The organism is Flavobacterium davisii (assembly GCF_042182265.1).
GTDB lineage: Bacteria > Bacteroidota > Bacteroidia > Flavobacteriales > Flavobacteriaceae > Flavobacterium > Flavobacterium davisii.
Genome location: NZ_CP097869.1, coordinates 2,137,648 through 2,152,089, shown reverse-complemented (window position 1 = coordinate 2,152,089; position 14,442 = coordinate 2,137,648). Strand labels below are relative to the sequence as shown.

The window sequence follows — 14,442 nt, the reverse complement described above, 5'->3', positions numbered from 1 at the left end:
TTCTTGGCGTTTTTTAATCTAGATTACGTCTTCTAATATATTTCAAATAAAAAGTCTATCGTGCAATTTAGTCTAAAAACAGTTCATAAAATTACCTTTAACAAAAAGAATCTTTAAACTCAAATTCCGCATTAGACCCGAGCGTAGCGAATAGACGAAGTAAATCTATTCCTCTTTATTTTTCTTCTCAACGAAGTCTAATGTAGAATTCTATCTAACTTAATTTAAGGAATTGATAAAGAAGTAGTTTCGATTCCGTATTTTTTAATCATTTTTTTAATTTGTATCGTTTTTTTATTCTTCATTTCTTGAATATATTGGTCTGTATTTATTGGTATATAATGTTGTTTTTTGACTATCATATTCCAAATTATAACTGCTATTTTTCTTGCTGTTGCTGTAATTGCAGCACCTCTTCCTTTTTTAAAAGAAATCCTTTTAAAGAACATAACGAGGTAACCTTCTTTTTTTCTTTCAATTGTATTTGCCGCATTTCTTAATGTCAATGCAAATTTATTTTTCCCTTTTGGAGTTCTGCTACTCAAAACCTTACCTCCACTAATTTTATTATTTGGAGCTAACCTGAGCCAATTCACAAATTGCTTGGAGGTCTTGAATTTATATATATCGGTGCCTATTTCGGCTAAAAAACTAGTAACGGTTCCTGAGCAAACTGATTCTATAGCAAAGAGATCTACTCCAAAAAGTTTTAAACTATATTTCTGTACATCAAATTTGGGTTGGTTTTTCCCTTTATTCTGTTTCTTTACCAATTCGATATCTTCTGATAAAACAATTTCTCTGGTTTGATTTTTCAGCACTTGATCAATACGAGTATCGGTGTTTTTTATTTTATCTTGAATAAGTTTGTAAATATCATAACAATCGGAAAGCTCATGTAGGTATTCATTGTTTATTTTACCTTGTAAAGCGTCGGCTATTTCTTCTTTGCTTTTTTTAACTCGTTTGTCGCAATATTCAGCTAATTTTTCACCTGAAGTTTCACCTGATAGTATCATCTCAATTACTCTTATTCCAGAAACTCCTGTGATGTCACTTATCACAACGTCGAGTCTGAAGTTCATTAAACGTAATGCTTTTTGCATTTTGTTTACAAAGCTTGAACTTTGTTCAATCAAACTAGAACGATGTCTATGAAGTGTTCTTATCTGCAAAGTGGTTTCAGAGGGCAAAAAAGAACCTCGTAATAGCCCTAAAGAATGAAGTTTCTGTATCCATTGTGCATCTTTCACATCTGTCTTTGCTTTGAGGTTTTTTGTTTGAGTCCCTTGAACCAAAAGAACTTCAAAACCATTTCCCTGCAAGATCATAAACAAAGATTGCCAATAACTCCCTGTGGACTCCAAAGCAACACTACGAATCTTGTTCTCTTGAAGATAAGCTACCAAAGCGCATAATCCTGATTGATAAACATTAAATTCTCTGATTTGATTTTCATCCTGTCCTATGGCTACAAAATGAGAACGTGACCCAACATCAATTCCTGCAGCATTGGGATTTACAATTTGCATTTTTTCGAAACTTTTCATAAAATATTTTTTTATTAAAATGCGAGGAAATGTAATATCTTTGCTTAAATTATTCTATACGAGATAACATGGTGTTTCATCATTGATTGTCTCAAAGGGCTTCCAAATGGAAGCCTTTTTACATTTCAGCCAAAATCTGGGAGGGGATAAATTCACCATTTTATACATAGGCTTCGCTCGCAAGTGCAAGTTAGCTCTCATTTGTCAAAGAACAATACTTTCTTGAAATCTGGGTTTAAAGTAATAACCTAACATCTAGTTTGTACTTTCGTAATAGGAAAAAGGCGCATTATTAGCACTATATCATTTACTTTTTCTATTCATTCCGTCAGTACATCCCTTGAGCCGAAACAACAAAATTGCAATCTTTTAAGAAATTTACATTATGGGTTGTCATCCCTTCCATAGTAAAGTCTTTTGGCAAGCAAACGAACAAGCAAAATGTGTAGTTTGAGGAATTAAAATATTAAACGAAATAAAACGTTAATCATAATATTAAAACGTTTATACCATACTAAAATATGAAGAAAAAACATCTTTGGATAATTGGTCTTTTGACAGTATTACTATTTTTATGTATTCCAACCTTTCATCTACTTAAAACAAAATTTAAAGAAGGTAACAACGTACAGACAATTCCAAACGGCTATACAAATGATGCCAGTCTATTGAATTTAACCAAAGTTGATACTATAATTCAAGTTCCCAATAACAAGACAGAAATTGAAACTCAACTGAAAGGTATATTGAAATATGCAAAAGAAAATAGATTAAAAATTTCTATTGCAGGTGCAAAACATAGTATGGGAGGACACACAATTTATCCAAATGGAATTGTTTTAAATATGCTTCCATACAAGGAAATGCATCTAGACTCTATACATAATATTTTAACAATTGGTTCAGGTGCTTTGTGGGAAGATGCTTTAAAATATTTAGATAAATACGGCAAATCCATTTCAATAATGCAAGCGTTTAGTTCATTTTCAATTGGAGGTTCTATTAGCGTAAATGGGCACGGTTGGCAAAAAAATTCACCTCCAATTTCAGCAAGCGTCATTTCATTTACATTACTAACACAAGAAGGCAAAATTGTAAATTGTAGCAGACAAGAAAATCAGGAGCTTTTTCATTTGGTAATTGGTGGTTATGGCTTATTTGGTGTCATCTTAGACATAAAGTTAAAAGTGGTTGAAAATATAGCTTTACAATATAAATACATCCGTTTAAAACCAGATCATTATATCAGTTATTATAAAAATTACATTTCTAAAAATCCAAATGTGAATCTTGTATTTGGACGACTCCGAATTTCTAAAAAACATTTTTTAGAAGAAGCAACATTAAATTTCTTTGAAAAAGTAAAAGCTAAAATTCCCGTTCTAAAAAATAAAAGAAGCACTGAAATACAAAGATTAGTTTTTAGAGGAAGCGTAAATAATGAATATGGTAAGCGGCTTCGTTGGGACTTAGAAACAGGAATGAATAAAGTTTCTAAAAACACCATTTATTCAAGAAACGAACTTTTAAATGACCACGTTTCGCTAATTGAAAACAAAGATCCTTCTTCAACTGACTTACTTCACGAGTATTTTATTCCTGAAAGAAATTTTACTCAATACATTAACGATATAAAAACGATATTAAAAAATTCTAAAATTGATTTGCTTAACATTACCATTCGCGGTGTTCAGCAAGATAATGATAGCTATTTGACTTACGCACGAGAAAATGTCTTTGGCTTTGTTTTTTTATTCAATCAAAAGAAAACAGACGAACAAGAAAAAGAAATGAAATTTTTAACAAATCAACTTGTAGACATTGCATTAAAAAATGAGGGAACATTTTACTTACCTTACCGTTTGCATATTAACAGAGAGAAAATGAGAAAATCATATCCGAATGCAGATCGTTTTTTTAAACTCAAATTAAAATATGATCCATACGAAATATTTAATAATAAGTTTTACGAACATTACAAATAAACAGTTGATCATTCATAACTACGGTTTCGTTCGAGTCAAAAACAAACAATAAAAAAGTAGCTGGTGAAAAACTTAACTCTACTAAATTCAAAAAAATGACGACTAATATTGAAATAAAAAAGAAAACGAAGCTAACAAAACAAGAAAAAATACAACTATTTAATTTGTGGAATAATGAATATCCTGAAAAACTTACTTACGATAATTTAACAGAGTTTGATAAATACTTATTCCAATTAAAAAATAAAAATCATTATTTATTAACAAGTATAGACCTATTCATTTTAGGCTGGGCTATAACATTTGAGAGAGAAAATGAAAAATGGTTTGCTCTTATTTTATCACAAAAAATACAAGGAAAAGGTTTAGGCAAAAAAATACTTGACGAACTAAAAAAACATGAACAAAGTTTAAATGGTTGGGTAATTGACCATCATGATGACAAAAAGAAAAACGGAGATCAATACATTTCACCATTGAAATTTTATGAAAAGTGTGGTTTTAAAATTTTTATAGATGAAAGACTTGAGCTTGATAAAATTTCAGCAGTACGAATAAGATGGCAAAGTAAAACCAGCTACTAATAGCTAAGATTTTGTTACTCTTCGAGTCTTACCTTGCCCGCAATTGGGATTTTCTTAAAAGATTGTGATCTTATTCGATCAAAAGGGGGCGAAGTGAATAGATAAAGCAAATAACATGGTGCTAATAACACTACTTTCTCTATCCTGAAACCGTTGATGGACTTACAGATATGAAAGAATATGAAATTGTTTTCAAAAAAAGAAGTATCTAAAATACTAAGGAAACTGATAAATTCTTATATTGTAACAAGTGGTTTTTCTTATAATTTACAGGTAAAGTAATACTCTATAGGATTAACCAAAATTATAAGCAGATGAAAAAAAGCATCAATATATTATCTCTTTTTTTATTCTTATTTTTAGGATTAATGGGGTGTCAATCTGAAAATGACATTCAAAAAACAGCTACTACAGAGAAAATGTACTTTCCTCCTACTCTTTCAAGTGATTGGGAAACACTAAGCATGAGTAATCTTAACTGGAATACACTTTATCTAGAATCATTAAAAACATATTTAAAGGATTCAAACACAAAATCATTTATGATTTTAGTTAACGGACGTATTGTAATCGAAGAATATTTTAATGGGCATTCGGTCAATCAAATATGGCAATGGAATAGTGCGGGAAAAACACTCACTTCTGCCCTAACAGGCATTGCTCAACAAGAAAACCTGTTAAATATAAACGATAAAGTATCTCAATATTTAGGAACCGCATGGACTAGTGCTCCTCTTGACAAAGAGCATCTTATTACCTGTAAGAATCTGCTAACAATGACTTCAGGAATTAATGATACACAAGGCGATAAAACCACTCCTTCTGATCTTATTTATAAAGCGGATGCTGGTACAAGATGGGCTTATCATAATATTTTTCAAAAGCAAATGGATGTTATAGCTCATGTTAGCAATACCAGTTTTGATAACTATTTTAATTTAAAATTAAAAAATAGAATAGGAATGGATGGCACTTGGTATCACGGAGCTATTTATAGAATTTATTATAGTAGTACAAGAAGCATGGCGCGTTTTGGTTTACTAGCTCTTAACAAAGGAAAATGGCATGATGAATCTATAATACAAGAGTCTTTCTTTAATGAATGTATTACCAGTTCACAAAACATTAATAAATCCTATGGCTATTTTTGGTGGATAAATGGGAAAGCTTCTTTTATGCTACCTAACTCACAAAATGTATTTACAGGTTCATTAATACCAAATGCTCCTTCTGATATGTATATGGCTATGGGGGCTTCAGATCAGAGGATATATGTTATTCCTAGCAAAAAGATGGTAATTATACGTATGGGGGAATCTAGCACCTTAAATAATCCTGGATTATCCGATTTTGACACACAATTGTGGCATAAAATAAATGCGCTGATCAACTGATTGATAGCGCATTTATTTTATGATTTTATCCACTCTAAAACAGCTGGACTGTCGGGGGGAATATGAGGTCCTAAAACTTGGTCAACATGACCATTTTCGTTAATTAAATATTTTTGAAAATTCCAGTGGAGTACATTATCTTTTAATCCATTTTTCTTTTTATTCATCAAAAATTGATATACTGGATTTTTATTATTTCCTTTTAAACTCATTTTTCCCATTATAGGAAATGTTACGCCATATTTTGTTTTACAAAAAGTTTTAATCCCAGCGTTTTCTAAAGGTTCTGAATTTCCAAAATCATTAGAAGGGAATGCTACAATTTCGAGGCCTTCCTCTTGATATTTCGCATACATTTCTTGTAACAACTCTAACTGATCTGTAAATCCACAATCCGTAGCGGTATTAACAATTATTATTTTTTTTCCTCTTAACTTTGAAAAATCAAAAATTTTCCCATTTATATCTACGACTTGATATTGATAGATCGTTTGTCCTTCTAAATTTTTTTCAATAACAATTTCTTGTAAACCTTTAGCTTCTCTACTTGAATCATCATTTTTTAAAGTCTCTTCTTGATTTTTACATGAAAACACAAGTATAGACATTAATAATAAAACTTCTTTTCTCATTTTTTAGTCTTATTTTAATTAGCTGTTTTTGGATGTAGCGAATTTAAAAAAAAGTTAAAACTATACCTATATTTTTTAAATAAAAAAATGTCTCAAAAACTTATTAACACGTTCAAAATTACCAGAAAAAAGGAAAATGATAGGATAATACGTTTTTATTTTTACTGAAATAATATAGTGTTTTTATCTTTTGAGACATCTTCTATTTAGGATTTTACCCAATTAACAACTTCATCTGAATTAGGCAAAGTTTGAGGGGATATTACTTGAACTAATTTTCCCTTTTCATCTATTAAATATTTTTGAAAATTCCATTTTACCTCACTATCGGATACCCCATTTTGTTTTTTTTGTGTTAAAAACTGATAAAGAGGGTGCATATCATTTCCTTTTACTGATATTTTTTCCATCATAGGAAAAGAAACACCATAATTTTTCTTACAAAAAGTAGCAATTTGATCATTACTTCCTGGCTCTTGAGCCCCAAAATTGTTAGCCGGAAATCCTACTATAATAAAATTTTGATCTTTAAAAGTCTTATACAATTCTTCTAATTGTGCATATTGTGGCGTTAACCCACATTCTGAAGCTGTATTTACAATTAGTACTTTTTTTCCTTTTAATTTAGCAAGATCAAACTCTTTCCCGTTTATATCTTTTACTTTAAATTGATAAATTGTATTCATATACTCATCGTTTGATTTACTTTTTTGCCCCCAAATAATTATAGTACAAAAAAGCATACATAAAGTTGCAATAATTCTACTCATTTTTTTTAGATTTTAAAATTTTATAATAAACTAAGATTGAAAACAATAAAAAGCCTGCAAGCAGTCTAATGTAAATTTCTACATTCTGACGTTCTCCTGTAGCATACGAATGAAGTCCACTTAAATGAAAATTAACTCCAAAATAGGTCATTAATACGGATGCGAAAGCTAAAACACTAAAAAAATTATAGATAAATTTTCCTCTTAACGCAGGAACAAAACGCATGTGAATTACGAAACCATATACCATAATACTAATTAAAGCCCAAGTTTCCTTAGGATCCCATCCCCAATAACGTCCCCAACTTTCATTGGCCCATTGTCCACCTAAAAAGTTTCCTATTGTAAGCATGACTAAACCAACTGTTAATGCCATTTCGTTGATATAAGTAATTTCTTTAATATTTAAATCCATTACTTTCTGATTCTTTTGGTTTGTAAATAACATTAAGAACATGGCTACTAATCCTAATATAGCACCTAGAGCGAATGGTCCGTAACTACCTACAATTATCGCTACGTGAATCATTAACCAATAAGAGTTTAATACAGGTTGCAGGTTCGCTATTTGCGGATCTAACCAGCTTTGATGTGCTACCCACAAAATCATAGAAGCCACAAAAGCTGTTGAAGCTACTGTTAAATTTGACTTTCTACCAAAAAACAAACCAAATAGCATGATAGACCAACCTACATAAATCATCGATTCATACGCATTACTCCACGGCGCATGCCCTGAAATATACCATCTAGCAATGAGTCCTATAGTGTGTATTAAAAAAAATATTCCTAAAAGAACGTGAAATGTTTTAACAGAAAAATATACCCATTTTGCTTTATTAAATATTTGTACAATTACAAAAACAAACATTAACAATCCTGCTAACATATACCACGAATACAATCTTTTAAAAACATCATATTTATTATATAATATTTCAGCATTAATTTTTTTGTCTGAAGGTCTTACAGCAGCTCCATATTTTTTTTGATACTTTTCTAATCCTATTACTAAACTATTTGCCAATGTATAGTCCTTAGAAGTCGTTGCTTTATCCAAAGAGTTTAGATAAAAAGGTAATACATTTTTAATTGTGTCTAATGAGGTACCTGTAGAATGGTTAATTTCTAAAAAGCTAACCCATTTGTTATTTTTATCACTTGGCACAGGAAATATCTTTAAAATCTGACCTGAAATAGCCGAATAGAGTAAATTAACTTTTTTATCGGCTTCTATAAAGTCTTTTTCAAATTGATTAGGCACCGTTGCTTTATACGCTTTATCCAATTGTTGAGACAATTTATAATTTCCTCTTTCATCAAAGAAGTCAATTAATTTAGCATATTTCGTTTTCTTTTCAATACCTAGTAGTTTATGAATACTATCATTGTCTTTTTGCATGAAAATGATCGGAATTTCATACCATATTTGTGGAAATTGTGTCATCGACAAGAAAACTTGATCTGAGTTCATTTCCTTATAGGTATCTTTTTTACTCACTTTACGTAATAATTCTGAAGAAAAGGTATTAATTGGTTTCATACGTCCTCCTTCATCTTGAATAACCAAACGACCAAATTTGGCTGCTTGATTTTCAGGCACTTTATAACGTTTTAGTATTGAATCTATTTGTTGTTCTGTTGGGATGACGTGTGTTTGTTTTTTTTGAGCATTCAAAGAAAATGTAAAAAATATAGCTACAATGGCTAGCATACTGGCTTTCTTATTACGTACTTTTTCTAATTTCTTTTTAAGATCATTAAAACGGGTATCTCCTAAAAACAAGATAGCTATTAATCCAATATACAACAAAGTATAACCTAAGTAAGTCATCCAAGTTCCCCAAAAATCATGATTTACTGATAATTTTGTTCCTTTTTCATCAGGATCAAATCCTGATTGAAAAAAACGATACCCTTTATGGTCTAAAATATGATTCATGTAAATACGTGTATCAAATGGTTTTTCATCTAATATAGTTACTTGACTCTCAAAAGCAGAATAGCTCTTTTCAGTACCAGGATATTTTGATGCTATAAATTTATTTAATCTAACTTTAAACGGTAATTCATAAATTTTGCTTCCAAACTGAAACGTGTATTCTAAACCGCCTTGTTTAAAAGCTACTGGTTCACCTGGGTTTCCTTTTTGTCCTAATAATGTAATTATTTTTTCTTTTCCTTCATTTGTAACTTTCAAAACTAAAGCATCATTACTTTCTTTATCTTTATAGTTTCCATTTGATTTATAATCCTTTACTCCTTTCATAGCTACTTCAGGAAATACAAACTGAGTTCCGCCAACATTATACAAAGAACGATACATTAAAGGTGTTTTCTTATTTTTTGTAACAGTCCCTTTTAGCTGATCTGCCATTCGCATAAAATGACCATCAAAAGGCGATTCTATTGTAGACTCTTCATCGTTAATTGTAATATTAACAGCTCCTTTTGTGTAATGATTTAATGAAAATAATATGTTGTGGATACTTGCTACTTCTCCTTCTTTCAAATAATGCTCATGGCGTTGTCCATTTCCGGCTTCAACCATTTTTAGATAGAATTTCCCTTTTGGATCTTCTTTTATGGTTTCTTTTGCTCCCATAATAAAATCTACTAACTCTACTTTGAAAGGAGTTTTATCAAATTGTTCGTCGTCTATAAAATGATTATTCACTGCTGCCGACAATAAAAGAGGTTTTTCAAACACTCTTCTTTTAAATTCATTTTTGTGCATCCCATCAACAAAATAAGTTAAATAGGTACGATCTGAATAGAACTGATTTTCAGTAGCACCTTCACGAATAGGCATAATTCCTTCATAACTAATATAACGTGTAATGAAAGCCCCTAACAGTATAAACAAAAAAGAAAGGTGAAGCAATAACGTAGCCCATTTTTCTTTTTTATATAATTGATAGCGTTTTATATTCCCTAAGAAATTAATAACAAAAAATATCATTATTACTTCAAACCACCAAGCGTTATAAATAATAATACGCGCAGTATCTGTATTATAGGCATCCTCTATAAATGTTCCTGCTGCCATAGCTGCTGCAAAAACCAAAAACAAGATAGCCATCAACCGAGTTGAAAACAGAAAGGAAAAGATCTTTTTATCCATGATTGGGAAATTCATTTTTTTTTAAGCTGTACAAAAGTACTTATTTTGTTTCTTTAATGCTTTTATCTTTGCTTTTTTTAAGATTTTTTTATAAATAAAAAACGAGACCTTACTATTAAAGATCTCGTTATAGGATAATATTGTATAGAAAATTACGATTTTTCAAATAATTTCTTAACTTCTTCTAATGTCATTGCCTCTGAAATACCAGTAGTAGCAGTAGCTTTGTTGGTCGTCATAAATTGTACCGTTGTTTTTGCTGTTGACTTGACATAATGTAACCAAATAAAATCATTTGGCAATTCTAATTTAATATCATACATAGGTGATGCGTTAAAACCGTCTACAATGATTTTATATAAATTATCATAATCATTTTCTAAATTTTTAAAAGAAAAATTACGTATAGGTGATTCTTCTGGGTTTTCTATATCTTTATAAAAAAAGGTATAGATATTTCCTTCTTTATGTACATATATACTATTATTCCCTACTCTTCCTAAACGCTCTAAAGGAGTCGTAGGGATTACTTTTATCTGACTAAAACCAGAATAAGAACAAATAAAAAATAGGGATAAGCTTAATAATTTTCTCATAAAATATTAATTTAGAAATTGAATATTTTAGCAAAATAAAACTTTTTTTCTTCCTTTTCCCAATTTAGTTAAAAATATATTAACTTTTTTTGTTGAAAACCTCTTAGCTAAGCATTCTATTTGAAAGTTTTGGCTGAAAATTCTTTTTTAGTAATTTCGCTTTATGACAACAGTGGTAATTTTAGGCTCAGGAAATGTGGCCTTACATCTCATTAAAACTTTTCAGTTAACTGAAGAAATAAAGGTAACACAAGTATATACTCGAAATAAAACAACTGAAATACCTGATTTCCCTAAAGAGCATATAGTTCATTCCTTATCAGAATTAAAAGAAGCTGATCTTTACATCTTATCTGTTACGGATGCGGCTATACATTCGTTAGCTGAAAAAATACCTTTTCAAAATAAATTAATTGTTCATACTTCTGGAACAATTAGTATGCAATTGCTCCCCAAAACAGCAAGAAAGGGTGTTTTTTATCCTTTACAAACATTTTCAAAAAATAAAGCTATATCATTTAAAGAAATTCCAATTTGCCTAGAAACAGAACACGAACAAGATTATTTATTACTAGAAAAAATAGCTCAATCTATTAGCAATCGAGTTTACAAAATTGATTCTAATCAACGAAAATCATTGCATGTATCCGCTGTTTTTGTTTGTAATTTCGTAAATCATTTATATCAAATAGGCAGCGAAATTTGCTTTGAAAACAAGATTCCTTTTGAAATACTCCAACCTCTTATAGAAGAAACCGCTCATAAAATTAAAACGCTTAATCCTAAAGAAGCACAAACAGGACCTGCTAAAAGAAAAGATACCATTACAATTAATGAACATCTTCATTTTTTACAAAATGACACCCATAAAGAAATTTATAAATTATTAACAAAATCTATTATCGACAATGTCTAAAAGTTATAAAGAAATAATGAACCACATCAATACTTTTGTATTGGATGTAGATGGTGTACTAACTGACGGAACAGTACATGTAACTCCTACTGGTGAAATGCTACGTGAAATGAATATACGCGATGGTTTTGCCATGAAAGCCGCTATCGAAACAGGCTATAATGTATGCATTATTTCTGGAGGTAGTAATGAAGGTGTTCGAATCCGATTACGAAACTTAGGTATTACAGATATCTATCTTGGATCGCCTAATAAAGTTGAAACATTTAAAGAATATTGCGATATCTATAATATTCAACCTGAAAATGTATTATATATGGGTGATGATATACCTGATTATCATGTTATGCAGTTAGTTGGACTTCCTACCTGTCCGCAAGATGCTAGTCCCGAAATAAAAGAAGTTTCACACTATATTTCACACATAAACGGAGGTAAAGGAGCCGTTAGAGATGTTATTGAACAAGTAATGAAAGTTCAGGAAAAATGGAATACTTATTTTGATGGAAAGCTTTTTTAAAACAGTTATAATAAAAAAACCATGAAATTCCTAAATCTAATCCGTTACAAAAACCTATTCCTAATAGCACTCATGCAGTTTGTATGCTATTTTGGTTTTCTAAAACTCCAACCTACTCTTTTGGGCATTCAGACTTGGCAGTATATACTGTTGGTCATTGCGACTCTTCTTATTGCTGCTGGTGGATATATTATAAATGATATTTTTGATCAAGGTACTGATGCTATCAACAAACCTAATAAAAACCTCATTGGTAACTCAATTAGTGAATCTAAAGCATATAATCTCTACACTGCCCTTACTTTTTTAGGGGTAATAATAGGCTATTATTTATCACACGCTATTAATCACCCTAATTTTGTAATTGTTTTTATACTCTGCGCTTCTCTACTCTATTTATACGCAACAAATCTAAAACAAATAATACTAGTAAAAAACATCATCGTATCACTCCTATTGTCGTTTAGCGTTATCATTATTGGATTATTTACACTCTTTCCTGTACTACCTGTTGGAGATAAAGGAGAATTATTTTTTTTATTTTCTGTATTAGTCGATTTTTCAATAATGGCCTTTATGATTAATTTTCTACGAGAAATCATAAAAGATATTGAAGATATAAAAGGTGATTACAATGAAGGTATCCGCACCTTACCCATTGTTTTAGGTACACAAAGAACTTTAAAACTTCTTTTTGGTCTTACTTTTATCCCTATTACGTTAATTTTATATTATGTATATATCAATCTTTTTGAATTATTATATGCCACACTTTATATCATATTCTTTATCATAGGGCCTCTTTTTTATTTTGCAATAAAAACTTGGAACGCTCAATCACAAAAAGACTATAATCATTTAAATAATGTTTTAAAATTAATCATTTTATTAGGTAGTCTTTCTATAGGAATTATAGGTTTAAACATGAATTATTATGCTGCGCACTAAATTTAAAAATCATCACATCATATTAGCTTCAGGTTCCCCTCGTCGTCAACAATTTTTTAAAGAATTTGATATTGATTTTAGTATTAAATTAAAAGAAGTTGAAGAAATTTACCCTGATACATTATTTTTTCTAGAAATCACAAATTATTTAACTAAACTAAAAGCGGCTGCTTTTGAAGGTGAATTAGAGTCGAATGAATTACTAATTACTAGCGACACTCTAGTATGGCATAACAACAAGGCATTAGGAAAACCTACAGATTACGAAAACGCATTTACAATGCTCAAAACCTTATCCAACAGTACGCATGAAGTAATAACCTCTGTTTGCTTTAAAACCATAGAAAAAGAAGATATTATTAATGATATCACCAAAGTAACGTTTGGTCCTCTAACAGATGAAGCAATACATTACTACTTAAATCATTATAAACCTTTTGACAAAGCGGGGAGTTATGGTATTCAAGACTGGATAGGTCTAATAGGCATTTCAAAAATCGAAGGTTCTTATACTAATGTTGTTGGATTACCCACAGAAAAAGTATACCAATATCTATTAAATTTTTAACCTATAGTTTTTTCATTTTTTGGCACAGTAATTGAAAAGTATTCTAAAAAAGAATTAAGCAGATCAATAAAACGCATAAAATATGAAAAAGCTATCCTTAATAATCGGAATCTTTTTAGTTATACTAAGCTTTCAATCCTCGGCTCAAGTTTCAGTAAATGTAAATATCGGAGCCCCCCCTAATTGGTGTACAAATTATTCAGAAAATCGAGTTCAATATGTCTATTTACCAGAACTAGAATGCTATTATGATAATTTTGACCAAGTGTATGTCTATTGGGGGCCAAGGGGATGGTCTCGCTCAAACTATCTACCAGACTATGGAAGAGGATATGATATACACAGAGCTCCTAGAGTAATAATAGATTATAGAGGTAACTGCCCTTGGACTCATTTTAATTATCATAAAAAACAATATTGGAGAAACAACTACCGTAACTATCATAGCGAATATTATGGTCCTGTTCATTCCAGAAGAGGCGACTATGTAACTTACCCAAGTCGATACCGCGAATATGAACATGATAATTACTACAAACGAAACGATGATCGTTACGAAGAAAGGGACGAAAATCATACTTATCATAGAGATCAAAAAGAATATAAATATGATGAAAGAGATTATGATCGTAGAGAAGGTCGAGGACATGGTAGAAGATTTTAGACCTCTTATGATACAATAGTCAAAAAAAGATATTTAACCCCAAATTCCGTATTAAAAATCTATTCCACTTTATTTTTCAAAACGAAGTCTAATGCGGAATTTGGGATAAAAAGATCCCAATCTTATCGTAATAACAAAATAACCGCTGAATTGGTACTTTTGACCATACTTTTTTAAGTTCTTTGTTAGTC

The 14,442-nt window shown here is 30.2% G+C and carries 13 protein-coding genes; 8 read left to right on the top strand and 5 right to left on the bottom strand.

Annotated features, from left to right (window positions below; translation table 11 throughout):
* Positions 1–224: 224 nt before the first annotated feature.
* Entirely contained in the window at positions 225–1,550 is a 1,326-nt protein-coding gene (locus NAB20_RS09110; protein ID WP_375605018.1) for an IS110 family transposase, read from the bottom strand.
* Between the two features lie 521 nt (positions 1,551–2,071).
* On the opposite strand from NAB20_RS09110, the gene NAB20_RS09105 reads away from it, so the two are divergent.
* The 3 genes from NAB20_RS09105 (at position 2,072) to NAB20_RS09095 (ending at position 5,513) form a co-directional block, all read left to right on the top strand.
* Positions 2,072–3,535 carry an FAD-binding protein gene (locus tag NAB20_RS09105; RefSeq protein WP_375605017.1) on the top strand — a complete coding sequence of 488 codons (1,464 nt, stop codon included), beginning with the start codon at positions 2,072–2,074 and terminating at the stop codon, positions 3,533–3,535.
* A 95-nt stretch (positions 3,536–3,630) separates the two neighbouring features.
* Positions 3,631–4,119: a GNAT family N-acetyltransferase gene (locus NAB20_RS09100; RefSeq protein ID WP_105196408.1), complete on the top strand. Its 489-nt coding sequence runs from the start codon at positions 3,631–3,633 to the stop codon at positions 4,117–4,119.
* A gap of 314 nt (positions 4,120–4,433) precedes the next feature.
* Complete coding sequence (locus NAB20_RS09095; RefSeq protein ID WP_127823225.1) at positions 4,434–5,513, top strand: serine hydrolase; 1,080 nt, start codon at positions 4,434–4,436, stop codon at positions 5,511–5,513.
* A 17-nt stretch (positions 5,514–5,530) separates the two neighbouring features.
* Here the strand turns inward: NAB20_RS09095 and NAB20_RS09090 are convergent, their stop codons facing one another.
* From NAB20_RS09090 to NAB20_RS09075, 4 genes are all read right to left on the bottom strand, one after another.
* A complete protein-coding gene (locus NAB20_RS09090; RefSeq protein WP_105196406.1) occupies positions 5,531–6,145 on the bottom strand; it encodes a glutathione peroxidase in 615 nt (204 codons plus the stop codon).
* A 206-nt stretch (positions 6,146–6,351) separates the two neighbouring features.
* On the bottom strand, positions 6,352–6,831 hold the full coding sequence (locus tag NAB20_RS09085; RefSeq protein ID WP_240668976.1) for a glutathione peroxidase: 480 nt from the start codon (positions 6,829–6,831) through the stop codon (positions 6,352–6,354).
* Between the two features lie 76 nt (positions 6,832–6,907).
* Positions 6,908–10,039, bottom strand: a complete 3,132-nt coding sequence (gene ccsA, locus NAB20_RS09080; protein ID WP_375605783.1) for a cytochrome c biogenesis protein CcsA — start codon at positions 10,037–10,039, stop codon at positions 6,908–6,910.
* Between the two features lie 152 nt (positions 10,040–10,191).
* A complete protein-coding gene (locus tag NAB20_RS09075; protein ID WP_088390416.1) occupies positions 10,192–10,635 on the bottom strand; it encodes a hypothetical protein in 444 nt (147 codons plus the stop codon).
* 163 nt (positions 10,636–10,798) lie between these two features.
* Here NAB20_RS09075 and NAB20_RS09070 point away from each other — a divergent pair, with 163 nt between their 5' ends.
* From NAB20_RS09070 to NAB20_RS09050, 5 genes are all read left to right on the top strand, one after another.
* The gene (locus NAB20_RS09070) at positions 10,799–11,551 is read left to right on the top strand and encodes a Rossmann-like and DUF2520 domain-containing protein (protein ID WP_105196403.1); all 753 of its coding nucleotides are present in this window, start codon (positions 10,799–10,801) and stop codon (positions 11,549–11,551) included.
* The gene (locus NAB20_RS09065) at positions 11,544–12,071 is read left to right on the top strand and encodes an HAD family hydrolase (protein WP_105196402.1); all 528 of its coding nucleotides are present in this window, start codon (positions 11,544–11,546) and stop codon (positions 12,069–12,071) included. Before NAB20_RS09070 ends, NAB20_RS09065 begins: the two co-directional genes overlap by 8 nt.
* A 21-nt stretch (positions 12,072–12,092) precedes the next feature.
* Positions 12,093–13,019 carry a geranylgeranylglycerol-phosphate geranylgeranyltransferase gene (locus tag NAB20_RS09060; protein WP_105196401.1) on the top strand — a complete coding sequence of 309 codons (927 nt, stop codon included), beginning with the start codon at positions 12,093–12,095 and terminating at the stop codon, positions 13,017–13,019.
* A complete protein-coding gene (locus NAB20_RS09055) occupies positions 13,006–13,587 on the top strand; it encodes a Maf-like protein (RefSeq protein ID WP_375605016.1) in 582 nt (193 codons plus the stop codon). Before NAB20_RS09060 ends, NAB20_RS09055 begins: the two co-directional genes overlap by 14 nt.
* Positions 13,588–13,669: 82 nt before the next feature.
* Positions 13,670–14,251 (top strand): hypothetical protein, encoded by a 582-nt coding sequence (locus NAB20_RS09050; protein WP_375605015.1) that lies wholly within the window; start codon positions 13,670–13,672, stop codon positions 14,249–14,251.
* Positions 14,252–14,442 lie beyond the last annotated feature (191 nt).

Bases quoted from the DNA above. Each gene is read 5' to 3' on its own strand.
- NAB20_RS09110 (WP_375605018.1), bottom strand. From the start codon at position 1,550: ATGAAAAGTTTCGAAAAAATGCAAATTGTAAATCCCAATGCTGCAGGA.
- NAB20_RS09105 (WP_375605017.1), top strand. From the start codon at position 2,072: ATGAAGAAAAAACATCTTTGGATAATTGGTCTTTTGACAGTATTACTA.
- NAB20_RS09100 (WP_105196408.1), top strand. From the start codon at position 3,631: ATGACGACTAATATTGAAATAAAAAAGAAAACGAAGCTAACAAAACAA.
- NAB20_RS09095 (WP_127823225.1), top strand. From the start codon at position 4,434: ATGAAAAAAAGCATCAATATATTATCTCTTTTTTTATTCTTATTTTTA.
- NAB20_RS09090 (WP_105196406.1), bottom strand. From the start codon at position 6,145: ATGAGAAAAGAAGTTTTATTATTAATGTCTATACTTGTGTTTTCATGT.
- NAB20_RS09085 (WP_240668976.1), bottom strand. From the start codon at position 6,831: ATGAATACAATTTATCAATTTAAAGTAAAAGATATAAACGGGAAAGAG.
- ccsA (WP_375605783.1), bottom strand. From the start codon at position 10,039: ATGGATAAAAAGATCTTTTCCTTTCTGTTTTCAACTCGGTTGATGGCT.
- NAB20_RS09075 (WP_088390416.1), bottom strand. From the start codon at position 10,635: ATGAGAAAATTATTAAGCTTATCCCTATTTTTTATTTGTTCTTATTCT.
- NAB20_RS09070 (WP_105196403.1), top strand. From the start codon at position 10,799: ATGACAACAGTGGTAATTTTAGGCTCAGGAAATGTGGCCTTACATCTC.
- NAB20_RS09065 (WP_105196402.1), top strand. From the start codon at position 11,544: ATGTCTAAAAGTTATAAAGAAATAATGAACCACATCAATACTTTTGTA.
- NAB20_RS09060 (WP_105196401.1), top strand. From the start codon at position 12,093: ATGAAATTCCTAAATCTAATCCGTTACAAAAACCTATTCCTAATAGCA.
- NAB20_RS09055 (WP_375605016.1), top strand. From the start codon at position 13,006: ATGCTGCGCACTAAATTTAAAAATCATCACATCATATTAGCTTCAGGT.
- NAB20_RS09050 (WP_375605015.1), top strand. From the start codon at position 13,670: ATGAAAAAGCTATCCTTAATAATCGGAATCTTTTTAGTTATACTAAGC.